This window comes from Streptomyces sp. NPDC086835, from assembly GCF_044745705.1.
Lineage (GTDB): Bacteria > Actinomycetota > Actinomycetes > Streptomycetales > Streptomycetaceae > Streptomyces.
On record NZ_JBIVAU010000003.1, the window covers coordinates 748,766 to 773,848 of the forward strand.

The 25,083-nt window shown below is 73.2% G+C and carries 15 protein-coding genes; all 15 read left to right on the forward strand.

Annotated features, from left to right (window positions below; genetic code table 11):
- Positions 1-14 precede the first annotated feature (14 nt).
- The 15 genes from ACIPJI_RS14710 to ACIPJI_RS14780 all read left to right on the forward strand — a co-directional run bounded on the left by ACIPJI_RS14710 (position 15) and on the right by ACIPJI_RS14780 (position 25,009).
- Positions 15-1,421 carry an enoyl-CoA hydratase/isomerase family protein gene (locus ACIPJI_RS14710; RefSeq protein WP_402246513.1) on the forward strand — a complete coding sequence of 469 codons (1,407 nt, stop codon included), beginning with the start codon at positions 15-17 and terminating at the stop codon, positions 1,419-1,421.
- On the forward strand, positions 1,418-2,482 hold the full coding sequence (locus ACIPJI_RS14715) for a thiamine pyrophosphate-dependent enzyme (protein ID WP_402246514.1): 1,065 nt from the start codon (positions 1,418-1,420) through the stop codon (positions 2,480-2,482). Before ACIPJI_RS14710 ends, ACIPJI_RS14715 begins: the two co-directional genes overlap by 4 nt.
- A 95-nt stretch (positions 2,483-2,577) precedes the next feature.
- Positions 2,578-3,558, forward strand: coding sequence for an alpha-ketoacid dehydrogenase subunit beta (locus ACIPJI_RS14720; protein WP_307711203.1), 981 nt, complete (start codon positions 2,578-2,580; stop codon positions 3,556-3,558).
- Positions 3,555-4,397 carry a thioesterase II family protein gene (locus ACIPJI_RS14725; protein WP_402246516.1) on the forward strand — a complete coding sequence of 281 codons (843 nt, stop codon included), beginning with the start codon at positions 3,555-3,557 and terminating at the stop codon, positions 4,395-4,397. Before ACIPJI_RS14720 ends, ACIPJI_RS14725 begins: the two co-directional genes overlap by 4 nt.
- On the forward strand, positions 4,394-4,612 hold the full coding sequence (locus ACIPJI_RS14730) for an MbtH family protein (protein ID WP_159682300.1): 219 nt from the start codon (positions 4,394-4,396) through the stop codon (positions 4,610-4,612). The genes ACIPJI_RS14725 and ACIPJI_RS14730 overlap by 4 nt, the downstream gene beginning before the upstream one ends.
- Positions 4,609-5,922 carry a PLP-dependent aminotransferase family protein gene (locus tag ACIPJI_RS14735; protein ID WP_356624070.1) on the forward strand — a complete coding sequence of 438 codons (1,314 nt, stop codon included), beginning with the start codon at positions 4,609-4,611 and terminating at the stop codon, positions 5,920-5,922. The genes ACIPJI_RS14730 and ACIPJI_RS14735 overlap by 4 nt, the downstream gene beginning before the upstream one ends.
- 343 nt (positions 5,923-6,265) lie before the next feature.
- Positions 6,266-13,753, forward strand: coding sequence for an amino acid adenylation domain-containing protein (locus ACIPJI_RS14740; protein WP_402246518.1), 7,488 nt, complete (start codon positions 6,266-6,268; stop codon positions 13,751-13,753).
- Between the two features lie 18 nt (positions 13,754-13,771).
- Positions 13,772-15,040 (forward strand): LLM class flavin-dependent oxidoreductase, encoded by a 1,269-nt coding sequence (locus ACIPJI_RS14745; RefSeq protein ID WP_356624067.1) that lies wholly within the window; start codon positions 13,772-13,774, stop codon positions 15,038-15,040.
- The gene (locus ACIPJI_RS14750) at positions 15,037-15,870 is read left to right on the forward strand and encodes an LLM class flavin-dependent oxidoreductase (protein ID WP_402246520.1); all 834 of its coding nucleotides are present in this window, start codon (positions 15,037-15,039) and stop codon (positions 15,868-15,870) included. The genes ACIPJI_RS14745 and ACIPJI_RS14750 overlap by 4 nt, the downstream gene beginning before the upstream one ends.
- 32 nt (positions 15,871-15,902) lie before the next feature.
- Positions 15,903-17,111, forward strand: a complete 1,209-nt coding sequence (metK, locus tag ACIPJI_RS14755) for a methionine adenosyltransferase (RefSeq protein ID WP_356624064.1) — start codon at positions 15,903-15,905, stop codon at positions 17,109-17,111.
- Positions 17,112-17,139: 28 nt separating this feature from the next.
- Positions 17,140-18,123 carry a carbohydrate kinase family protein gene (locus ACIPJI_RS14760; protein ID WP_307711060.1) on the forward strand — a complete coding sequence of 328 codons (984 nt, stop codon included), beginning with the start codon at positions 17,140-17,142 and terminating at the stop codon, positions 18,121-18,123.
- A complete protein-coding gene (metH, locus tag ACIPJI_RS14765; RefSeq protein ID WP_402246615.1) occupies positions 18,099-21,608 on the forward strand; it encodes a methionine synthase in 3,510 nt (1,169 codons plus the stop codon). The genes ACIPJI_RS14760 and metH overlap by 25 nt, the downstream gene beginning before the upstream one ends.
- The gene (metF, locus tag ACIPJI_RS14770) at positions 21,605-22,507 is read left to right on the forward strand and encodes a methylenetetrahydrofolate reductase [NAD(P)H] (protein WP_402246523.1); all 903 of its coding nucleotides are present in this window, start codon (positions 21,605-21,607) and stop codon (positions 22,505-22,507) included. Before metH ends, metF begins: the two co-directional genes overlap by 4 nt.
- Entirely contained in the window at positions 22,485-23,903 is a 1,419-nt protein-coding gene (gene ahcY, locus ACIPJI_RS14775; protein ID WP_356624059.1) for an adenosylhomocysteinase, read from the forward strand. Before metF ends, ahcY begins: the two co-directional genes overlap by 23 nt.
- Positions 23,904-24,169: 266 nt before the next feature.
- On the forward strand, positions 24,170-25,009 hold the full coding sequence (locus ACIPJI_RS14780; RefSeq protein ID WP_208545331.1) for an NAD(P)H-binding protein: 840 nt from the start codon (positions 24,170-24,172) through the stop codon (positions 25,007-25,009).
- Positions 25,010-25,083: the final 74 nt, after the last annotated feature.

Below are 25,083 nucleotides of genomic sequence, written 5' to 3' on the forward strand. Positions count from 1 at the left end.
ATCGGAGACACACCGTGCGCACACCGACCCTCGCCGCAAAGGCCCCGGCGACCGACGCCGCCCCCGCCGTCCTCCTGCGTGCCCTGCCGGCCCGGCCACCCGCCCTGACCGGCGAGTTCACCAAGGACCGGGCGGCCGTCACCGACTACCTCGACACCACCATGCGGCTCATCGCCGACCTGCCGCCACGCACCGAACGCGGCCCCGACCGCCAGCGCGACGCGGCCGCCGTCCACGACGGCGCCCACACCCTGCGCCGGCGCTTCCTGGCCGCCCACGCCGAACGGGTCTACGCCGAACTCACCGACGGCCTCACCCGCACACCGCGCCTCGACGAACTGACCGCCCTCGCCGCCCGCCACTTCCCCGGCCTCGTCCCCACCCCCGCCCAACTGGCCGACGACGCACGCCACATGCAACGCAACAAGGAAGGCTGGGAGATCGCCGTCGGCATCTTCTTCCAGGCCGTCCTCAGCGCCCCCGCCGCCGGCAACCACCTGCTGCGCTCCATGCTGCGCCCCACCCCCCGCGCCCGGGCCGCCCTGCTGGACTACCAGCTCACCGGCCACGCCGACCTGGGCATCGCCACCGTCACCCGCCGCGACGGCATCGCCCACCTCGAACTGTGCAACGACGAGTTCCTCAACGCCGAGGACGACGCCGCCGTCGAAGCCCTGGAGACCGGCTGCGACCTGGTGCTCCTGGACCCCGCCAGCCACGTCGGCGTCCTGCGCGGCGCCGCCCAGACCCACCCCGCCTACGCCGGCCGCCGCGTCTTCAGCGCCGGCATCAACCTCACCCACCTCTACCACGGCGACATCTCCCTCCTCGGCTTCCTGCTGCGCCGCGAAGCCGGCTACATCGCCAAGTTCGTCCGCGGCCTGTGCCTCGACGACGGCACGGGCGAGCTCGGCGACAACTGGTGGCCCGACGCCGACAAGCCCTGGGTCGGCGCCGTCGACGCCTTCGCCATCGGCGGCGGCCTGCAGATCCTGCCCGTCATGGACCGCGTCGTCGCCGCCGACGACGCATGGTTCAGCCTCCCCGCCATGGAAGAGGGACTGGTGCCCGGCGTGTCCAACCTGCGCCTGCTGCACCCGGCCGGCTCCCGCCTCACCCGCCGCCTCATCTTCTGGGGCCACAAACTGAACGCCGGCGACCCGGAAGCATCCTTCATCGTCGACGAGACGGCCCCCGCCGACACCATGGACAGCGCCGTCGAACGCGCCGCCCAGCACCTCGACCACCCCGCCGTCGGCGCCAACCGGCGCATGCTGAACCTCGTCGAGGAACCCGCCGACCTCTTCCGCCGCTACCTCGCCCGGTACGCCTACGAACAGGCCCGCCTGCTGCACAGCCCCGCCCTCATCAGCACCCTGGAACGCACCTGGATCAACCGAGGCCGCGGCGGATCCCGATGACCGTGCTCGACGCCCCCGCCGCCCCGCCGACCGCCGCACCCGGCGGCCCGCCGCTGCCCGCCGACACCGCGCTCGCGCTGTACCGGGCCATGGTCACCGGCCGCGCCTTCGACCGGCAGGCCACCGCCTTCACCCGGCAGGGCCGCCTCGCCGTCTACCCCTCCTCCCGCGGCCAGGAAGCCTGCCAGACCGCGTCCGTGCTCGCCCTGCGCCCCACCGACTGGCTCTTCCCCACCTACCGCGAGAGCGTCGCCCTGCTCACCCGCGGCATCGACCCGGTGGAGGTCCTGACCCTCTTCCGGGGCGACCGCCACTGCGGCTACGACCCGCACGCCCACCGCACCGCCCCCCAGTGCACCCCGCTGGCCACCCAGTGCCTGCACGCCGCCGGACTCGCCGACGCCGCCCGCATGCGCGGCCACGACACCGTCGCCCTCGCCTACATCGGCGACGGCGCCACCAGCGAGGGCGACTTCCACGAAGCCGTCAACTACGCGGCCGTACGCCGCGCGCCCGTCGTCTTCCTGATCCAGAACAACCAGTACGCGATCAGCGTCCCCCTCGCCAAACAGACCGCCGCCCGCACCCTCGCCGACAAGGCCGCCGGCTACGGCGCGGCCGGTGTGCGCATCGACGGCAACGACGCCGCGGCCGTCCACACCGCCGTCGCCCGGGCCGCGCACCGCGCCCGCACCGGCGGCGGCCCCACCGTCGTCGAAGCCCTCACCTACCGCATCGAGGCGCACACCAACGCCGACGACGACACCCGCTACCGCAGCGCCGACGAGGTCGCCGCCTGGGCCGACAAGGACCCCGTCACCCGCCTGGAACACCGTCTCCTGGCCGACGGCGTCCTCGACGAGGACACTCTCGCCGGCATCACCCGCGACGCGCAGGAGCTCACCGCCAGGCTGCGCCGCACCTTCGCCTCCCCGCCCCGGCGCGACCCGGCCGAGATGTTCCAGCACGTCTACCACCAGCCGCCGCCCCACCTCAGGTCCCAGGCCGCGCTGCTCGCCGCGGAGACGGCCACCGCCGCCGCGGCGGGGGAGGACGCCTGATGACCACCGACACCACCGCCGCCGCCCACAACACCGGCACCGCCCACAACACCGACACCGGTACCGGCACTGCCGAAGGCACCGGCACCGTCACCATGGCCAAAGCCCTCAACACGGCCCTGCGCGACGCCCTGCGCGCCGACGAGAACACCCTCGTCTTCGGCGAGGACGTCGGCACCCTCGGCGGCGTCTTCCGCATCACCGACGGCCTGGCCCGCGAATTCGGCGACGACCGCTGCTTCGACACCCCGCTCGCCGAATCCGCCATCATCGGCACCGCCGTCGGCATGGCCATGTACGGCTACCGACCCGTCGTCGAGATGCAGTTCGACGCCTTCGCCTACCCCGCCTTCGAACAACTCGTCAGCCACGTCGCCAAGTTCCGCGCCCGCACCCGCGGCGCACTGCCGCTGCCGCTGACCGTCCGCATCCCCTACGGCGGCGGCATCGGGGGAGTGGAACACCACAGCGACTCCTCCGAGATCTACTACATGGCCACCCCCGGCCTCACCGTCGTCACCCCCGCCACCGTCGCCGACGCCTACTCCCTGCTGCGCCGCTCCATCGACTGGCCCGACCCCGTGGTCTTCCTCGAACCCAAACGCCTGTACTGGCACAAGGAGAAGACCGGCCTGCCCACCGACACCGGCCCGCTGGGCTGGGCCGCCGTCCGCCGCCGCGGCACCGACGCCACCCTCGTCACCTACGGCCCCGCCCTGCCCGCCGCCCTCGCCGCCGCGGAGGCCGCCGCGCAGAGCGGTCTGAGCCTGGAGGTCATCGACCTGCGCACCCTCGCCCCCTTCGACGAGGAGACCGTCAGCGCCAGCGTCAACCGCACCGGCCGCGCCGTCGTCGTCCACGAGGCCCACGGCTTCGCCGGCCCCGGCGCCGAGATCGCCGCCCGCATCACCGAACGCTGCTTCTACCACCTGGAAGCACCCGTACGCCGCGTCACGGGCTTCGACGTGCCCTACCCCGCACCCCTCCTCGAGGCCCACTACCTGCCCGACGTCCAGCGCATCCTGGACGCCGTCGCCACCCTGGAATGGCCCGCCCGCCGGACGGCCGCCCTATGAACACCCGCACCGCCGGCCCCTGGTACCGCAGCCCCGCCCCCCGCCCCGGCGCGGCCGTGCGGCTGCTGTGCTTCCCCCACGGCGGCGGCACCACCGCCGCCTACCACCACTGGCCCGCCCTGCTGCCCGACACCGTCGAACTGCACGCCGCCCAGTACCCCGGCCACGCCGACCGCATCACCGAACCCCTCCAGCACGACCTGCACACCCTCGCCGACCAGGCCGCCGCGGCCGCCCGCCCCCTGACCCGCGGGCCCTACGCCCTCTACGGCCACAGCCTCGGCGCACTGGTCGCCTACGAGACCGCGCTGCGCCTCCAAGCCGCCGGAAGCCCCCCGCAGCGGCTCGTCGTCTCCGGCATGCCCGCACCCCACCTCGTACGGCCCGGCGCCGTCCACCGCGCCGGCGACAGTGCCCTCATCGCCGAACTGCGGCGCCTGGACGGCTTCCCCGACGAACTCCTCGCCCACCCGGACATGCTCGACATCGTGCTGCGCACCGCCCGCGCCGACTACGCGCTCGCCGAGACCTACCGCCCGCGCCCCGGCGCCCTCCTGCACACCCCGCTCACCGTGCACCGCGCCACCGGCGATCCGGAGCTGACCGCAGCGGAAGCGGCCGGCTGGAGCGCGGCCACCACCGGACCCGTCCGCGAACAGACCTTCCCCGGCGGCCACTTCCACCTCGCCCAGGAGCCGGCACCCGTCCTGCTCGACCTCACCGCCGACCTCTCCGCCCACCTCGTCAGCGGCACGTCAGCCCGCCGACAGCCGTCCCCGCCAGCCTGGACGGGGACCACCACACCCCTACCGTCGCCGAACACCGGGAGACCGACATGAGCAACCCCTTCGAGGACGCCGAGGGCACCTATCTCGTCCTGGTCAACCACGAGGGCCAGTACTCGCTGTGGCCGTCCTTCGCCGAGGTCCCGGCCGGCTGGACCGTCGCCCTGCCGGCCACCGACCGCGAGAGCGCCCTCGCCCACATCACCGACCGGTGGACCGACATGCGGCCCCAGAGCCTCATCGACGCCATGAACGGCACGGCAGCGTGACCGCGGGCCTGCTCGAGGCGCCCGGGCTGGCCGCGTCCCCGCTGACCACCGCCGACCTGCACGCCAGCCTCACCGACCCGGCCCTGACCTCGATGACCCTCCTCAACGAGATCACCGGCAACTACCCCCAGGCCGTGTCGTTCGCCGCGGGCCGCCCCTACGAGGGCCACTACGACACCGAGGCCCTCCACCACCACCTGCGGCGCTTCACCCGCCACCTCGAGCAGGACCTCGGCCACAGCGAGGAACAGGTACGCCGCACCCTGTTCCAGTACGGGCCCACCAAAGGCGTCATCAACGACCTCCTCGTACGCCAGCTGCACACCGACGAGCACATCACCGCCGACCCCGGGGCGGTCCTGGTCACCACCGGCTGCCAGGAGGCCATGGTCCTGCTGCTGCGCGCCCTGCGCCGCGACGCACGCGACACCGTCCTCGCCGCCGCACCCACCTACGTGGGCTTCACCGGAGCCGCCCGCCTCACCGACATGACGGTCCGCCAGGTCCCCGAAGGCCCCGGCGGACTCGACGCCGCGGACCTCACCCGCGCCGTGCACGCCGCACGCGCCGAAGGGCTGCGCCCGCGCGCCTGCTACGTCGTGCCCGACTTCTCCAACCCCGGCGGCGCCCGCATGTCGGAGGCCGACCGCCGCCGGCTGCTGCACGCCGCCGACGAGCTGGACATCCTCCTCATCGAGGACAACCCGTACTCGATGTTCCACGACGGCCAGGGCCGGCCGCCGACCCTGAAGTCGATGGACCGCTCCGGACGCGTCGTCTACATCGGCTCCTTCGCCAAGACCGCCTTCCCCGGCGCCCGTATCGGCTACGTCGTCGCCGACCAGCCCGTCGCCGAGGGCGGCATGCTCGTCGACCAGCTCGCCAAGCTCAAGAGCATGCTCACCCTCAACACCTCCGCCCTCGCCCAGGCCGTCATCGGCGGCCTGCTCCTCGAGCACGGCTGCAGCATGGAACGAGCCTGCGCCCGCGAGGCCGCCGTCTACCGCACCAACCTGAACGTCCTCCTCGACGGCCTCGCCACCCGCTTCCCGCCCGGCAGCGGCGTCACCTGGAACACCCCCGCGGGCGGCCTCTTCGCCGTGCTGAGCGTGCCGTTCACCGCCGACGAACAGGCCCTGGAGGAGTCCGCGAGCCGCTTCGGCGTCCTGTGGACACCGATGTACCACTTCTACGCAGGCACCGGCGGCCTGACCCAACTGCGCCTGTCCTACAGCGTGCTGACCCCCGACGAGATCACCACCGGCCTGGACCGCCTCGCCGCCTTCGTCGCCGCCCGCACGCCCCGCTGAACCCAGCGGGAGCCGGCCCCGCCGGGACGGGGGTCCCCGCCCGTCCGGGGCGCCTCCCACGGCCGCCGGGCCGCGGGGGCAGGCCCGAGGACGCCGCGCGAAGCGCGCTCCCGCCCCGGGAGGAAAGCGGTGGGGGCCCGCACGGCGGGCTCCCCCTCTGCCCGGAGCCGCAGCCTCCGGGCCCGGCCGTACCGGCCGCCCCCGCACCGCCGCCCCCGCCCCGTCAGCCGCACGTCAGCGGCACGTCGGCGGCCCCCGCCACGCTCGTGCCCGGACGGTGCAGGCCCCGCCGGGCCGGGGCCCGCCCGCGGCAAGCCCTCGGATCCGATTCAGGAGACACCCGATGACCAAGCTCCAGACCCCAGGCGCGCAGAACCCCGCGACCGCCGGACCGGGGGCGGACGAGGCACGCCGTACACCGCTCACCGAGGAGCAGTTGGGGCTGCTGCTCCAGCACCGCGCCGACCCCGCCGCCTCCCCGTACAACGTGCCCCTCGCCCTCGATCTGCGCGGCCCGCTCGACACGGCCGCGCTCGAGGCCGCGCTCGGCCGGCTCGTCGCCCGCCACCCGATGCTGTCCGCGCGCGTCGCCGACGACGACCACGGCGACGGCCAGCCCTTCCTCGACGTCGACCCCGCCCGCGCCCCCCGCCTGGAGCGGCGCACCGCGGGCACCGACGGCGCGGACGCGGACATGCTGCTCGCCGAGGCCCGCCAGGAACTCGACCTGGAACGCGACGGCGTGCTGCGCGCCGTCCTCCTCGGCCACGGCCCCGACCACCACACCCTGCTGCTCGTCGTCCACCACCTGGTCGTCGACGGCGAGTCCACCGGCCTGCTCCTCGCCGACCTGCTCGCCGCCTACGAGCACGGAGACGTCCCCGGCCCCGCCCCGGCCGCCTTCGACACCTACGTGGGCGAACGCGCCCGCGAGGCCGAGAAGGACACCGCCGCCGCCGAGACGTACTGGCGCGAACACCTCGACGGCGCCGACCTGACCGTCGACCTCCCCCTCGATGTGCCTGCAGCCGGGGAGGAGCGCCGCGAGGCGGCCGTACCGCTGGAACTGGACACCCGGCTGTGGGGCGAGATCACCGCGTTCTCCCGCACCCACCGCGCCGGAGCCGCCGCCGTCCTGCTCGCCGCCTACCTCAAGGCGCTCGGCACGTACGGCCGGCAGACCGCGCCCACCGTCGGCGTGCCGCTCGGCGCCCGCACCGACCCGCGCTACGACCGCACCGTCGGCTACTTCGTGCGCACCCTCCTGGTGCGCGCCCCCGCCCAGGACGAGAACCTGACCGCCGCCGGCTTCGTCACCGGCGTCCAGCGGGAACTGGCCCGCGCCGTCGACCACTCGCGGCTGCCGTTCCCGCGCATCGCCAAACTCGCCCCCCGCACCGGCTCCGACGCTCCGTTCAACTGCACCTTCGTCCTGCACAGCTGGGCCGACGCCACCGCCGCCGCGACCGACGGCGTCGCCCTGCGCGGCGGCCTGCGCGCCCACTGGCGCCAGGACGTGCCCACCCCTGGCCTCGGGCTGCTCACCCTGGAGCTGTACGAGGGCGACGGCAGGCTGCGCGGACGCCTCAAGTACGACTCCTCCCGCATCGAGGCCGCCACCGCGGAGGCGTTCACCGAACACGTCACCACTCTCGCCCGCCAGCTGGTCCGCGAACCGGACGCCCCCGTCACCGGACTCGAGGGCATCGGGCCGCGCGCCCGCGCCACCCTCGATCACCTCAACGCCACCGACCACCCCGTCGCCGACACGGACATCGACACGCTGATCCGCGGCGTCGTCGAAGAGCGGCCGGACGCCGTCGCCGTGGAGTTCGCCGACCGCCGCTGGACCTACCGTGACCTGGACGCCCGCATCGAGGCCTACGCGGCCGGGCTCACCGCCCGCGGCGTGCGCGCCGGCGACCGGGTCGGCATCCTCCTGCCCCGCAGCGACGAGGCCGTCGCGGTGATGCTCGCCGTCCTGCGCACCGGGGCGGCCTACGTCCCCCTGGACGCCGCCCACCCCGAGGCCCGCCGCCGCCACATCGCCGACAGCAGCGGCATGAGGCTCGCGGTCGTGGACCCCGAAACGGCAGCCGCCTGCCCCCCGGGCCCGCAGCAGGTACCGGCGGCCGAACTGGCGCAGCCGGGCACGGCGGCGGCCGTGCAGGGACCTGAGCCCTCCAGCGCGCTGCACATCCTCTACACCTCAGGCTCCACCGGCACCCCCAAGGGCGTCCAGCTCAGCCACCGCGCCCTGGTCACCGATGTGCTCGCCGCGATACGGCACTTCGGCATCGGCCCCGGCGACACGATGCTCCTCAAGGCGCCGTTCACCTTCGACGTCAGCGCCCACGAGATGCTCGTCGCCCTCGTCGCGGGCGCCCGGCTCGCCGTCGCACCGCCCGACGCGGAACGCGACCCCGACCTGCTGGCCGAGACCCTGGAGCGGCACGGCGTCACGCTGCTGCACGCGGTGCCCTCCCAGCTCCGCCTGCTCCTGGAGGCGGAGAACTTCGGGGCCGTCCGCAGCCTGCGCACCGTCGTCTCGACGGGGGAGTCCCTGCCCAACGAGCTGCGCACCGCCTTCGAGGCCGCCCACCCGGCCCGGCTGCACAACGCCTACGGGCCGACCGAGACCTCCTACTCCACGGTCTTCTCCTGGGCCCGCGGCGACGACGCGTTCTGGACACGCCGCGCCGAGGTGCCGATCGGCGTGCCGTTCGACAACATCCGCTGCCACGTCCTCGACGAACACCAGCGGCCCCTGCCGCCCGGCGCACCGGGTGAGCTGTGGATCGGCGGCGGCACCGTCTCCGACGGCTACATCGGTGACCCGGAACGCACCGCCGACCGCTACCGCACGCTCGACCTCGGCGGCCGCACCGAGACCGTCTACCGCACCGGCGACCTGGTCCGGCTGCTGCCCGGCGGCACGCTCACCCACCTGGGCCGCCTCGACGACCAGGTGAAGATCAACGGCAACCGGGTCGAACTCGGCGAGGTCCGGGCCGCGTTGCTGTGCCTCGACGGCGTCGAGGACGCCACGGTCCAGGCCGTCCGCCACGCCCACGGCAGCCTCCAGATCGTGGCCCACGTGGTGGCCCCGGCGACGGACCCGGCGACGATCCGCCAGGCCCTCAAGCCCCTGCTCCCGTCCCACATGCTCCCGGCCCACCTGCACCACGTCCCGCGCATCCCCCTGCTGCCCAACGGCAAGACCGACCGCCAGGCCCTCGCCCGCCTGACCACGACGTCGGACGGTTCGCCGCAGGCCCCTGCCGCCACCCCGCCCGCGGCGGACGGTTCGCCGCAGGCCCCGGCCCCGGCCGCCCCTGCCGCGTCGGCGGGCGGTTCGCCGCAGCGGTCAACCCCGTTCGGCCCGGCGGTCGTTGACCGGACGGCTCCGGCCGCCACCGCGCCGTCCGCGCCGCCCGCCCCGACCACGCCGACCACGGCGAACGCGGCGGACGCCCCGGCGCGGCCGGTCGACTCCCGGGCCGCCGACGGGGCCGGGGGACCGGTGCCGGCCGCCGCGACCGCGCCGTCGGCGCAGGTGCTGGAGAGCGTGCGCGGCGTCTGGGCGGAGCTGCTCGGGGACGCCGGGGACCAGGCGCAGTTCTTCGAGGCCGGCGGGGACTCCATCCTCGCCATGCAGCTCGTGTCCCGGCTGCGCCGCGCCGGGTTCACGCTCGCCATGCGCGACATCTACCGCAACCCCGTCCTGGCCGACCTCGCCGCCCACCTCGGCGCCGGTGTCCCCGCCGGGTCCCCGGCGGACGAGCCCGAAGGCGAGGCACGGCCCGCCGCCGAGGCCGCCGGGCCGGTGTCACCGCTCGCGCCCGTGCAGTCGTGGTTCTTCCGGCACATCAGGACCGACCTCCACCAGTGGAACCAGTCCGTCCTGCTGGAGCTGGACGACTCCGTCGACCCCACCGTCCTGCGTCTTGCCCTGCAAGCGGTCGTCGCCGCCCACCCCGCCCTGTCGGCCCGGTTCGACGAGGACCCCGACGACCGGGAGGGCGCCGGCCGGCTCATGGTCCGCGCCGCGCCGTTCGCCGCCTACCCGGCGCGGGAGGTCCTGTGGGAGCGGGACATCACCAGCGACCCGGAGCTCGACCGGGCGATGGAGGACCTCGAGCGCAGCCTGGACCCGCTGCGCGGCGTGCATGTGCGGGCCCTGCTCGCCAACGACCGGCGCTCCCCGGACGCCGCCCCCACCCATCTGCTGATCGCCGTCCACCACCTGGTCGTGGACGGGGTCTCCTGGCGCATCCTGCTGGAGGACCTCGAGCACGCCCTCGCCTCCCTCGCCGACGGCGCCCTGCCCGCCCTGCCCGAGGAGGCGTGCCGTTACGAGGACTGGGTCGCCTCCCTGCCCGCCGTCGCCGCCCGGTCCGGCGAGGCCGACTACTGGCGCGCGCTCGCGGCCGCCCGCGCCGAGGCGCAGACGCTGCTGCTGACCACGCCCGCGCCGGACGAGGAGCACATCCGCCGGGTCGAGTTCAGCCTCGACGAGGAGGCGACCGCCCGGCTCATCGGCCCGCTGCCGCGCCGGCTGGGCCTTCAGGTGCACCAGGTGATGACGGGCGCGTTCGCGCAGGCACTCGCCCGCTGGCGGGGCAGCCGCGCCGTGACGTTCGACGTGGAGACCCACGGACGGCACGGCCGCGACGAACTGTTCCGTACCGTCGGCTGGTTCACCTCCATCCACCCCGTCGTCCTGGGCGCGGACCGCTCCGTGCACCCCGAGCAGTACCTCGCCCAGATCGGCGCGGCGCTGACCGCCGTACCCGACGGCGGCGTCGGCTTCGGCGCCTGCCGCGAGTTCTCCCCGGACGCCGGGCTGCGCACCCTGCTGCGCGACCTGCCGCCCGCCCTCGTGTGCTTCAACTACTACGGCCAGGCCGACCAGTTGAGCCCGAACGGCGGCTTTCGCATGTCGAGCCGTCCCATCCCGCGCGAGCACTCGGCCCGCTGCGAGCGCGTGTACGGCATCGAGGTGTACGGCATCGTCCACGGCGGCCGGCTGCGCATGGGCCTGACCTGGGTACCGAGCCCGGCGGACGGTGTGGACGAGGCCGGTGTCGACGCGCTCGTGGAGCAGATGAGCTGGGTGCTGGCCACGCTCGCGGGCGCCGACCCGCACGCGGTGACCCCCGCCGAGATCACCGTCCCCGGCGCCACGCGCCCCACCCCGCGCCCCGCCCCCGCGCTTCCCGCCGCCCCGGCCCCGGCCCACAGCGGCGACGGCGACCACCGCGGCGACCGGGACCACGGCGCCGGGGACGGTCCCGGGACCGTGCCGGTCACCCCCCAGCAGCACGGCCTGCTCCTGGACGCCCTCGCCCACCCCGGCACCGGCCGCTACGTGGAGCAGCTGTTCTGGCGCTGGCACGGCCCGTTGGACACCGACCGGTTCACCGCCGCCTGGCAGTCGGTGTTCGACCGCGAGTCCGTGCTGCGGGCCTCCTTCGACTGGCAGGACGAGCCCTGCCTGGTCCTGCACGACCACGTCACCGCCGAGGTCACCCGCCACGCCGCCGGCCCGGCCGACTTCGACGAGCTGATGGAACGCGACCGGCTGCGGGGCTTCGACCTGCGCACCCCGGGACTGCTGCGCGTCACCCTCGTCGACGACCCGGCGCCCGCCGGCGGCGGGGAGCCGCTGTCGGTGCGGATCCTGCTCACCTTCCACCACGTCCTGCTCGACGGCTGGAGCGTGTCCATCCTGCTCCAGGAGTTCTACCGCGCCTATCTCGCCGGCGGCGCGCTGCCCGGCGGCGAGCGGCGCCCCGACGTGCGCGACTACTCGCAGTGGCTGTCCGAGCAGGACACCGCCCCCGCCCGGGAGTTCTGGTCCGACGCCGTCCCGGCCGCCGCGCCCGTCGTCCAGCCCGCCATTCCCGGCCCGGCGACCGGCCAGAGCGGCTCGGGCCGGGCGGAGTGCCGGCTCAGCGCCGCGGAGGCCGACCGGCTGCGCGCCTGGGCCGCGGCCCGCGCCGCGACCGAGTCCAGTGCCCTGCAGGCCGTGTGGGCGCTGCTGCTGTACCGGGCGGGCGGCACCAGCGGCCCCGCGCCGGTCGGTTTCGGTGTGACCGTCTCCGGCCGCGGCATCGCCCTCGACGCGGTCGAGCGGCTGCCGGGGCTGTTGATGAACTCGCTGCCCATGACCATCCAGGTCGACCCCGGCCACAGCCTGCCCCGGCTGTTGACCGAACTGCGCGACCAGGCCCTGGACATGGCGGCCTACGAGTGGGTCTCCACCGGCCAGATCCACGAGTGGAGCGGCCGCAGGCCGGGCGAGAAGCTCGTCGAGAGCCTCATCGTCTTCGAGAACTACCCGCGGTCCTCCGGCGACCTGGAATCGGCCCTCGCCGCCCAGGGCATCCGCGTCGAACTGCCCGACGCGGCCGGCTCGCAGACCGCGTTCCCGGTCACCCTGCTCGCCTACCGCGACGTGGACGGCAGCCTCGTCCTCGCCGCCGTCCACGACCGCGGCCGGATCGCCGACGCGGACGCGGAGAAGCTGGTCACCCAGTGTGCCCGGCTGCTGCGCGAACTGCCCGCCACCGACGACGAGGCCACCACCGTCGCCGACGTGCTGGCCACCGTCACCGACGCGGACCTGCCGCGGATGGCCGAACGCTCCGAGCAGCCGGACGACACCGGCGAAGGACCCGCCGACTGGCCGGACGGCCCGGAGGCGGACCTGGTCAAGCAGGCGTGGCGGACCGTCTTCGGCACCACCGACGTCGACCCCGGCGAGCACTTCTTCGAAGCCGGCGGCCACTCGCTGCTGGCCATGCGGCTGCTGCGCGAGATCAGCCTGCGTACCGGCCGCACCCTGCGCCTGGACGAACTGCTCGCCAACCCCAGGGCCGGCCTGCTCGCCCGCCTCCTCGCCGAGACCCCGGACGACAGCCCGGGTGACGGCGGCGCCGCATCGGTCCTCGTACCGCTGCGTCCCGCCCGCCGGCCCGGCGCCGGCACCGTCCACCTCGTCCACCCGCCGGGCGGCCAGGTCGCCTGCTACGCGCAGCTCGCCGCCGGCTACCCCGGCCCCGAGGCGCTCGTCGGCATCCGCGACCCGCGCGTCGACGACCCCGAGCCCGAGTACCGCTCCACGGAGCAACTGGCCGAGCACTACCTCCAGGCGCTCGCCCCCGCACTGGAATCGGGGGAGCGGATCGTGCTGGGCGGCTTCTCCGGCGGCGGCGTCATCGCCTACGAGATCGCCCAGCGGATCACCGCGCAGGGCGGCACACCGCCGCTGGTGGTGATGGTCGACGCGGGCGCGCCGGACGGTGAGCTGACCGACGCGGAGGCCGACGGCTCGTTCGCCAACCAGCTGCGCGCGGTCGCCGAAGGCCGCACCGCACCCGGGCCCGACCCCGCGACCCCCGCCGCCGACGAGCCCGACGCCACCGGTCCGAAGGCCCCCGCCCCCGACGGCGCCCCCGCCGCCACCGCGGAGCCCGACGGGTCCGCCGCCTACCTCGCCGAGATCTCCCAGATCGCCGAGTGGATGCGCGGCGACGGCGGCGGCGACCCGGTCGCGCTGATGCGCGACAGCGTCGAGGCGATCCAGCGCTACCGGCCCCGCGCCTACCCCGGTCCCGTCGTCGTGCTGCGCGCGGGGGACACCGGCTTCGGCAAGGGCACCGACTACGACGAGAGCGACCGGTTCCACGGCCGCCCCGGCCTCGGCTGGGAGGACCACGTCGAAGACCTCGCCATCCGGGTCGTCCCGGGCAACCACGTGACCATGCTGACCGGCGACAACGTGCGCAGCCTCGCCCGGATCCTGGCGTCCGCCGTCAAGAACTGAACCGAGGAGACACCCACCATGACCGCACCCCGCCGGCGCATCACCCTCGCCGGCATCATCGACGGCCCCGGCGGCCATGTGGCCGCCTGGCGCCACCCGGCGACCAAGGCGGACGCCCAGCTCGACTTCGAGTTCCACCGCAACAACGCCCGCACCCTCGAACGCGGCCTGTTCGACGCCGTGTTCATCGCGGACATCGTCGCCGTGTGGGGCACCCGCCTGGACTCCCTGTGCCGCACCTCGCGCACCGAGCACTTCGAACCGCTCACCCTGCTCGCCGCCTACGCGGCCGCCACCGAGCACATCGGCCTGTGCGCCACCGCCACCACCACGTACAACGAACCGGCGCACATCGCCGCCCGCTTCGCCTCCCTCGACCACCTCAGCGGCGGCCGGGCCGGCTGGAACGTCGTCACCTCCGCCGCACCGTGGGAGTCCGCCAACTTCGGCTTCCCCGAGCACCTGGAGCACGGCAAACGCTACGAGCGGGCCGAGGAGTTCATCGACGTCGTCAAGAAGCTGTGGGACAGCGACGGCCGCCCCGTCGAGCACCGCGGCACCCACTTCGAGGCCCCCGGCCCGCTCGGGATCGCCCGCCCCCCGCAGGGCCGCCCCGTCATCATCCAGGCCGGCTCCTCGCCCGTGGGACGCGAGTTCGCCGCCCGCCACGCCGAGGTCATCTTCACCCGGCACAACCGGCTCTCCGACGCCCAGGACTTCTACGGCGACCTCAAGGCACGCGTCGCCCGCCACGGCCGCGACCCCGGACACGTCCTCGTGTGGCCGACCCTCGCGCCGATCGTCGCCGCCACCGAGACCGAGGCGAAGCAGCGCCTGCAGGAACTGCAGGACCTCACCCACGACCATGTCGCCCTGCGCACCCTTCAGGACCACCTCGGCGACGTCGACCTGAGCGCGTACCCGATTGACGGGCCGGTCCCCGACATCCCGTACACCAACCAGTCCCAGTCGACGACCGAGCGGCTGGTCGGCCTGGCCAGGCGCGAGAACCTCAGCATCCGCGAGCTGGCCCTGCGGCTGATGGGCGACATCGTCGTCGGCACCCCGGAGCAGCTCGCCGACCACATGGAGAGCTGGTTCACCGGCCGCGGCGCCGACGGCTTCAACATCGACTTCCCGTATCTGCCCGGTTCCGCCGACGACTTCGTCGACCACGTGGTGCCCGAACTGCAGCGCCGCGGCCTGTACCGCTCGGGCTACGAGGGCACCACCCTGCGGGCCAACCTCGGCATCGACGCCCCCCGGAAGGCAGGTGCAGCGGCATGACCGCGCCCATCCTCGTCGCCACCCTCGACACCCGCGGCCCCGCCGCCTCGCTCGGCACGCTCACCAGCGCCGTGCGGGCCGCGGAGGCCGCCGGATTCGACGCCGTCCTGATCGACGACCGTGCCGCCGCCGGTGCGCAGGGCCGGTTCGAGACGACGACGCTGACCGCCGCGCTGGCCGCCGTCACCGAGCACATCGGGCTGATCACCGCCCCGCTGCCGGCCGACCAGGCGCCCTACCACGTGGCCCGGATCACCGCTTCGCTCGACCACCTCGCCCACGGCCGCACCGGCTGGCTCGCGGCCACGGACGCCACCGACCCCGAGGGCCGCACCGGCGAACTGATCGACGTCGTACGCGGCCTGTGGGACAGCTTCGACGACGACGCCTTCGTCCACGACCGCGCCGACGGCCTGTACTGGCGGCTGCCCGCCGTCCACCGCCTCGACCACCAGGGCCGGCACTTCGACGTCGCCGGCCCCCTCAACGTCGCCCGCCCGCCGCAGGGCCACCCCGTCGTCGCCGTCATCGGCCCCGCCCTCGCCGCGGCCGCCGACCTCGTACTGCTCGACGAGGCGGCCGACGCCGCCTCGGTGAAGCAGCAGGCACCGCACGCCAAGGTCCTCCTGCCGCTGCCCGGCCCGGCCCCCGAACTGCCCGCCGACAGCCCCGCGGACGGCTTCACCGTGGCGCTCACCGGCTCCGACGCCCCGGTCCTGGCCGCTCTCGCCGCCCGGCCCGGCCGCCCGGACCGCACCCCGGCCGCCACCCTGCGCGAACGCCTCGGCCTGGCCCGCCCCGAGAGCCGCCACGCCCTCACCACCGCCTGACGCCCCGTCCGCCCGCTGCTTCCTGGAGAGTCATGTCCCGTCGCCTGTTCACCTCGGAGTCCGTGACCGAGGGCCACCCCGACAAGATCGCCGACCAGATCAGTGACGCCGTCCTCGACGCCCTGCTGCGCGAGGACCCCGCCTCACGCGTCGCGGTGGAGACCCTGATCACCACCGGCCAGGTCCACATCGCCGGCGAGGTCACCACCAAGGCGTACGCGCCGATCGCCCAGCTGGTCCGCGACACGATCCTGGCCATCGGCTACGACTCCTCCGCCAAGGGATTCGACGGCGCCTCCTGCGGGGTGTCGGTCTCCATCGGCGCGCAGTCCCCGGACATCGCCCAGGGCGTCGACACCGCCTACGAGACCCGCGTCGAGGGCGAGGACGACGAACTCGACCAGCAGGGCGCCGGCGACCAGGGCCTGATGTTCGGCTACGCCACCGACGAGACCCCCTCGCTGATGCCGCTGCCCATCGAGCTCGCCCACCGCCTCTCGCGCCGGCTCACCGAGGTCCGCAAGGACGGCACCGTCCCCTACCTGCGCCCCGACGGCAAGACCCAGGTCACCATCGAGTACCAGGGCAGCCGCCCGGTGCGCCTGGACACCGTCGTCGTCTCCTCCCAGCACGCCGCCGACATCGACCTCGGCTCCCTGCTGACGCCCGACATCCGTGAACACGTCGTCGAGCACGTCCTCGCCGCACTCGCCGAGGACGGCATCAAGCTCGAGACGGACAACTACCGCCTGCTGGTCAACCCGACCGGCCGCTTCGAGATCGGCGGCCCGATGGGCGACGCCGGACTGACCGGCCGCAAGATCATCATCGACACGTACGGCGGCATGGCCCGCCACGGCGGCGGCGCTTTCTCCGGCAAGGACCCGTCCAAGGTCGACCGCTCCGCCGCGTACGCCATGCGCTGGGTCGCCAAGAACGTCGTCGCCGCCGGACTCGCCTCCCGCTGCGAGGTCCAGGTCGCCTACGCCATCGGCAAGGCCGAACCGGTCGGCCTGTTCGTGGAGACCTTCGGCACCGGCACCGTCGCCCAGGAGCGCATCGAGAAGGCCATCACCGAGGTCTTCGACCTGCGCCCCGCGGCCATCATCCGCGACCTCGACCTGCTGCGGCCCATCTACGCCGCCACCGCCGCCTACGGCCACTTCGGCCGCGAACTGCCCGACTTCACCTGGGAGCGGACCGACCGCGCCCACCGGCTCAAGGCCGCGGCCGGTCTCTGAGCCGGCCGGACCTGTGAGGAGACCTGACGTGCGCATCGCTGTCACCGGTTCCATCGCCACCGACCATCTGATGGTCTTCCCCGGCCGGTTCGCGGATCAGCTGATCCCCGACCAGCTCGCTCATGTCTCGCTCTCCTTCCTGGTCGACGCACTCGAGGTGCGCCGGGGCGGAGTGGCGGCCAACGTCGCCTTCGGCCTCGGCAGCCTCGGCCTCACCCCCCTGCTCGTCGGCGCCGTGGGCAGCGACTTCGCCGAGTACGAGGTCTGGCTCAAGGAACACGGCGTCGACACCGGCCCCGTCCTGGTCTCCACCGAGCGGCAGACCGCCCGGTTCATGTGCATCACCGACCAGGACGCCAACCAGATCGCCTCCTTCTACGCGGGCGCCATGCAAGAGGCCCGCGACATCGACCTGTGGCACCTGACCACCACCGGCGCCCGCCCCGACCTCGTCCTGATCTGCCCCAACGACCCGGCGGCGATGCTGCGCCACACGGCGGAGTGCCGCGAACTGGGCCTGCCGTTCGCCGCCGACCCCTCCCAGCAGCTCGCCCGCCTGGAAGGCAGCGAGGTACGCGACCTCGTCGACGGCGCCCGCTGGCTGTTCACCAACGAGTACGAGGCCGCCCTGCTGCTGGAACGCACCGGCTGGGAACACGCCGACGTCCTCGCCAAGGTCGGCGCCTGGATCACCACCCTCGGCGGCGCCGGCGTCCGCATCGACCGCGCCGGCCACGAACCCCTGACCGTCCCCGCCGTCCCCGACGCGCCCGCCACCGACCCCACCGGCGTCGGCGACGCCTTCCGGGCCGGGTTCCTCGCCGGCACCGCCCGCGGCCTGGACCTCACCGGCGCCGCCCGCCTGGGCTGCGTCCTCGCGGCCGAGGCCCTCGGCGCGGTCGGCTCGCAGTCCTACCACGCCGACCGGGCCCGCCTGCTGGCCACCGCGGAACGCGCCTACGGCCCCGCCGCCGCGCTCCTGCTCGCATCCGGACTGGGGGAGCAGCCGTGACCGGCACCCGTATCGACGCCCTGCGCGAAGCGCTCGCCACCCGGGTGGTGGTCGCCGACGGCGCCATGGGCACCATGCTCCAGGCCCAGGACCCCACCCTCGAGGACTTCCAGAACCTCGAGGGCTGCAACGAGGTCCTCAACGTCACCCGCCCCGACATCGTGCGCTCCGTCCACGAGGCCTACTTCGACGTCGGCGTCGACTGCGTGGAGACCAACACCTTCGGCGCCAACCACGCGGCACTGGGGGAGTACGACATCCCCGAGCGGGTCCACGAACTGTCCGAGGCGGGCGCCCGGATCGCCCGCGAGGTCGCCGACGCGTACACCGCCTCCACCGGGCAGCAGCGCTGGGTACTGGGATCGATGGGCCCCGGCACCAAGCTCCCCACCCTCGGCCACGCCCCCTACACCCTGCTGCGCGACGCCTACCAGGCGAACGCCGAAGGTCTCATCGCCGGCGGCGCGGACGCCCTGCTGGTGGAGACGACGCAGGACCTGCTGCAGACCAAGGCCGCGATCATCGGCGCCCGCCGCGCCATGGACGCCACCGGCAGCCGCCCGCCGCTGATCTGCTCGGTGACGGTCGAGACGACCGGCACCATGCTGCTCGGCTCCGAGATCGGCGCCGCGCTCACCGCGCTCGAACCGCTCGGCATCGACATGATCGGCCTCAACTGCGCCACCGGCCCGGCCGAGATGAGCGAGCACCTGCGCCACCTGGCCCGCCACTCCCGCGTCCCGCTGTCCTGCATGCCCAACGCCGGACTGCCCGTCCTCGGCAAGGACGGCGCCCACTACCCCCTGACCCCCGCCGAACTCGCCGACGCCCAGGAGCAGTTCGTCACCGACTACGGACTGTCCCTGGTCGGCGGCTGCTGCGGCACCACCCCGGAGCACCTGCGCCGCATCGTCGAACGCGTCCGTGATCTGACCCCCCCGGCCCGCGAACCGCGCCCCGATCCGGGCGCCGCCTCCCTCTACCAGGCGGTGCCGTTCCGTCAGGACACCGCGTACATGGCGATCGGTGAGCGGACGAACGCGAACGGGTCGAAGAAGTTCCGCGAGGCCATGCTCGAGGGCCGCTGGGACGACTGCGTGGAGATGGCCCGCGACCAGATCCGCGAGGGCGCCCACATGCTCGACCTGTGCGTCGACTACGTCGGCCGCGACGGCGTCGCGGACATGGCCGAGCTGGCCGGACGCTTCGCGACCGCCTCCACCCTGCCGATCGTGCTGGACTCCACCGAACTCCCCGTCCTTCAGGCCGGTTTGGAAAAGCTCGGTGGCCGCGCGGTCATCAACTCGGTCAACTACGAGGACGGCGACGGCCCGGAGTCGCGCTTCGCGAAGGTCACCGCGCTCGCCAAGGAGCACGGCGCCGCGCTGATCGCCCTGACGATCGACGAGGAGGGCCAGGCCCGCTCGGTGGAGCACAAGGTCGCCGTCGCCGAGCGGCTCATCGACGACCTGACCGGCAACTGGGGCATCCACGAGTCGGACATCCTCATCGACACTCTGACCTTCACCATCTGCACCGGCCAGGAGGAGTCCCGCAAGGACGGCCTCAACACCATCGAAGCGATCCGCGAACTCAAGCGCCGCCACCCCCACGTCCAGACCACGCTGGGCCTGTCGAACATCTCCTTCGGCCTCAACCCGGCCGCTCGCGTGCTGCTCAACTCCGTCTTCCTCGACGAGTGCGTCAATGCCGGCCTGGACTCGGCGATCGTCCACGCCTCCAAGATCCTGCCCATCGCCCGGTTCGACGAGGAGCAGGTCACGGTCGCCCGCGACCTCATCCACGACCGCCGCGCCGAGGGCTACGACCCCCTGCAGAAGCTCATGGAGCTCTTCGAGGGCGTCTCCACCAAGTCCCTGAAGGCCGGCAAGGCCGAGGAACTGGCCGCCCTGCCGCTGGAGGAGCGCCTGCAGCGCCGCATCATCGACGGCGAGAAGAACGGCCTTGAGGCCGACCTCGACGAGGCCCTGAAGGACACGCCTGCCCTCGCCATCGTCAACAACACTCTCCTGGCGGGTATGAAGGTCGTCGGCGAGCTGTTCGGGTCGGGGCAGATGCAGCTGCCGTTCGTGCTCCAGTCCGCCGAGGTCATGAAGATCGCCGTCGCTCATCTCGAGCCGCACATGGAGAAGACGGACGCCGAGGGCAAGGGCACGATCGTGCTGGCCACCGTCCGCGGCGACGTCCACGACATCGGCAAGAACCTCGTGGACATCATCCTGTCCAACAACGGCTACAACGTGGTCAACCTGGGCATCAAGCAGCCCGTCTCCGCGATCCTCGACGCGGCCAAGGAACACAAGGCCGACGTGATCGGCATGTCCGGCCTGCTGGTCAAGTCAACGGTGATCATGAAGGAGAACCTCCAGGAGCTCAACCAGCGGGGCATGGCCGCCGACTACCCCGTCATCCTCGGCGGCGCCGCCCTCACCCGCGCCTACGTCGAACAGGACCTCCACGAGATCTACGACGGCGAAGTCCGCTACGCCCGCGACGCGTTCGAGGGCCTGCGCCTGATGGACGCCCTCATCGGCATCAAGCGCGGCGTCCCCGGCGCGGTCCTGCCCGAACTCAAGCAGCGCCGCGTCAAGGCCACCACCACGGTCATCGACGAACGCCCCCCGGAGCGTCCCACCCGCTCCGACGTCGCCACCGACAACCCGGTCCCCACCCCGCCCTTCTGGGGCAGCCGCGTCGTCAAGGGCATCCCGCTGGGCGACTACGCCTCCTGGCTCGACGAGAGCGCCCTGTTCAAGGGCCAGTGGGGCCTCAAGGCCGCCCGCGGCACCGGCCCCACCTACGAGGAACTCGTCGCCTCGGAGGGCCGGCCGCGGCTGCGCGGCCTGCTGGACCGGCTGCAGACCGACAACCTCCTCGAAGCGGCCGTCGTCCACGGCTACTTCCCCTGCGTCTCCAAGGGCGACGACCTGATCATCCTCGGCGACGACGGCTCCGAACGCACCCGCTTCACCTTCCCCCGCCAGAGCCGCGGCCGGCACCTGTGCCTGGCCGACTTCTTCCGCCCCGAGGAGTCCGGCGAAACCGACGTCGTCGCCCTCCAGGTCGTCACCGTCGGCTCCCGTATCGGCGAGGAGACCGCCAAACTCTTCAAGGCCAACTCCTACCGCGACTACCTCGAACTGCACGGCCTCTCCGTCCAGTTGGCCGAGGCGCTGGCCGAATACTGGCACGCCCGGGTGCGCGCCGAACTGTCCGTCGCCGCCGCCGACCCCACCGGCCTCGACGGCATGCTCCGCACCGAGTACCAGGGCTGCCGCTACTCGCTCGGCTACCCCGCCTGCCCCGACCTGGAGGACCGCGCCAAGATCGCCGCCCTCCTCCAACCGGAACGCATCGGCGTCCAGCTGTCCGAGGAGTTCCAGCTCCACCCCGAGCAGTCCACCGACGCGATCGTCGTCCACCACCCCGAGGCGAGCTACTTCAACGCCGGAGGCCGCGCATGAGCACCCTGCGCGAGATCCTCGCCGCACCAGGGCCCTCGTTCTCCTTCGAGTTCTTCCCGCCGAAGACCGCCCAGGGCGAACGCACCCTGTGGAACGCGATCCGCCGGATCGAGCCGCTGGCACCGACGTTCGTGTCCGTCACCTACGGCGCCGGCGGCTCCTCCAGGGACCGCACCGTCGCCGTCACCAAACGCATCGCAGCGGAAACCACCCTGCGGCCCGTCGCCCATCTGACCGCCGTGGGCCACTCGGTCGCCGAACTGCGCCACATCATCGGCCAGTACGCGGACGCGGGCGTGCACGACGTGCTCGCCCTGCGCGGCGACCCGCCCGGCGACCCGAACGCGCCCTGGACCGCCCACCCCGACGGCTTCACCCACGCCCACGAACTCGTCTCCCTCGTCCGCCGGTCGGGCGACTTCAGCGTCGGCGTCGCCGCCTTCCCCGAACGCCACCCCCGCTCGGCCGACTGGGACGACGACATCCGCCACTTCGTCGCCAAGTGCCGGGCGGGCGCCGACTACGCGATCACCCAGATGTTCTTCCACGCCGAGGACTACCTGCGGCTGCGTGACAAGGTCGCCGCCGCCGGCTGCGACACCCCGATCATCCCGGAGATCATGCCCGCCACCGACGTGAAGCAGATCGCCCGCTTCGCCCAACTGTCCGGCGCCACCTTCCCCGCCCACCTCGCCGGCCGCCTGGACGCGGCCCGCGACAACCCGGCAGAGGGCCACCGCATCGGCGTCGAGTACGCCACCGCCATGGCCGACCGGCTGCTGTCGGAAGGCGCCCCGGGACTGCACTACATCACCCTCAACCGCTCCACCGCGACGCTCGAGATCCACCAGAACATCCAGAACTCAAGGAGTGCACATGCCCTCGCAGCCGCCCGCTGATTTCACGGATTTCAAGGTCGCGGACCTGTCCCTGGCCGAATTCGGCCGCAAGGAGATCACGCTCGCCGAGCACGAGATGCCCGGCCTGATGTCGATCCGCAAGGAGTACGCCGACGCCCAGCCGCTCGCCGGCGCGCGGATCACCGGCTCCCTGCACATGACCGTGCAGACCGCCGTCCTCATCGAGACACTGGTCGCGCTCGGCGCCGAGGTCCGCTGGGTGTCCTGCAACATCTTCTCCACCCAGGACCACGCCGCCGCGGCGATCGCCGCCGCCGGCATCCCCGTCTTCGCCTGGAAGGGCGAGACGCTGGAGGAGTACTGGTGGTGCACCGAGCAGGCCCTGACCTGGCCCGGCCACGCAGGACCCAACATGATCCTCGACGACGGCGGCGACGCGACCCTCCTGGTCCACAAGGGCGTCGAGTTCACCAAGGCCGGCGCGGTCCCCGACCCGTCCACCGCGGACAACGACGAGTACCGCGTCATCCTCGAACTCCTGCACCGCTCCACCCTCGACTGGCCCGCACTCGCCGCCGAGATCCGCGGTGTGACGGAGGAGACCACCACCGGTGTCCACCGTCTCTACGAGATGCACCGCGAGGGCACCCTCCTCTTCCCGGCGATCAATGTGAACGATGCCGTCACCAAGTCGAAGTTCGACAACAAGTACGGCTGCCGGCACTCGTTGATCGACGGCATCAACCGTGCCACCGATGTGCTGATCGGCGGTAAGACGGCGGTCGTGTGCGGTTACGGCGATGTGGGCAAGGGCTGTGCGGAGTCGCTGCGCGGCCAGGGCGCCCGGGTGATCATCACCGAGATCGACCCGATCTGCGCGCTGCAGGCGGCGATGGACGGCTACCAGGTCACCACGCTGGACGAGGTGGTGGAGAGCGCCGACATCTTCATCACCACGACCGGTAACAAGGACATCATCATGGCCTCGGACATGGCCCGGATGAAGCACCAGGCCATCGTGGGCAACATCGGCCACTTCGACAACGAGATCGACATGGCCGGCCTGGCGCAGCTTCCGGGCATCGTCAAGGACGAGGTGAAGCCGCAGGTCCACACCTGGACCTTCCCCGACGGCAAGGTCCTGATCGTGCTGTCCGAGGGCCGGCTGCTGAACCTGGGCAACGCGACCGGCCACCCCTCCTTCGTGATGTCCAACTCGTTCGCGGACCAGACCCTGGCCCAGATCGAGCTGTTCACCAAGCCGCAGGAGTACCCGACCGACGTCTACGTGCTGCCCAAGCACCTCGACGAGAAGGTCGCCCGGCTCCACCTCGACGCCCTCGGCGTCAAGCTGACCACCCTGCGCCCGGAGCAGGCCGCCTACATCGGCGTCGACGTCGACGGCCCGTACAAGCCGGACCACTACCGCTACTGACACCGCCGCACATCGGAGAGGACCCGGGCGATGCCCCGGGCCCTCTCCGATGCGACCGGGCACCCGGACGGACAGCCCCCGGCGCCGCCTGGAGCCGGGCTCGCGGACGCCTCGAGAACGGACCCGGAGCCATGGCCGCACCCGCCCGATGCTGCCTAGTCTGGCCCGGGCGTCACACCGCGCCCCGCTCCTCCTGAGACGCACGCTTATGGGGTTGAGCGTTTGGGCTATGGCTCGTCTCACCGCACTGGAGTTGACTCATCACCATGACGAACACACAGAACACGCAGACGACCGGAACCAAGACGACGCTCGTGATCGGCGGCACCGGCAAGACCGGCCGCAGGGTCGCGGAGCGGCTCACCGCACGAGGCCTTCCGGTGCGCGTCGGGTCACGCTCCGGCGAGCCGCGCTTCGTGTGGGAGGACTCCTCCACGTGGGAGGCCGCGCTCGAGGGCGTCGGCGCCGTCTACGTCACCTACTACCCTGACCTCGCCTTCCCCGGCGCCGACGAGCACATCGCCGCCTTCTCCAAGCTCGCCGTCTCCAAGGGCGCCACCCGCCTGGTGCTGCTCTCCGGCCGCGGCGAGGAGGGCGCCGTGATCGGCGAGAACAAGCTCAAGGAGTCCGGCGCCGACTGGACGATCGTGCGCTCCAGCTTCTTCAACCAGAACTTCGACGAGAGCTTCTTCCTCGAGCCCGTCCTGGCCGGCGAGATCGCCCTGCCGACCGGCGACGCCGTCGAGGCGTTCGTCGACGCCGACGACATCGCCGACGTCGTCGTAGCCGCCCTCACCGACCCCAAGCACATCGGCAAGACCTACGAGCTGTCCGGCCCGCGCCTGCTGAGCTTCCGCGACGTCGCCGACGAGCTCACCAAGGCCACCGGCCGCCAGATCCAGTACATCCCCATCACCAAGGACGAGTACCGGGCCGCCCTCGTCGAGCACGGCCTGCCGGCCGACTTCGCCGAGCTGTTCGAGAACGTCCTCGACGGCCGCAACGCCCACCTGGTGCACGGCGTCGAGGAGGCCCTCGGCCGCAAGCCGAAGGACTTCGCCGACTACGCCAGGGAAGCTGCCGCCTCCGGCGTCTGGAACGTCTGACCCGGAGCCCCCGCCCCCGGTGCCGCGACCGCGGACCGACGGACGCACCCGCGGCCGCGGCACCGGACCAGCCC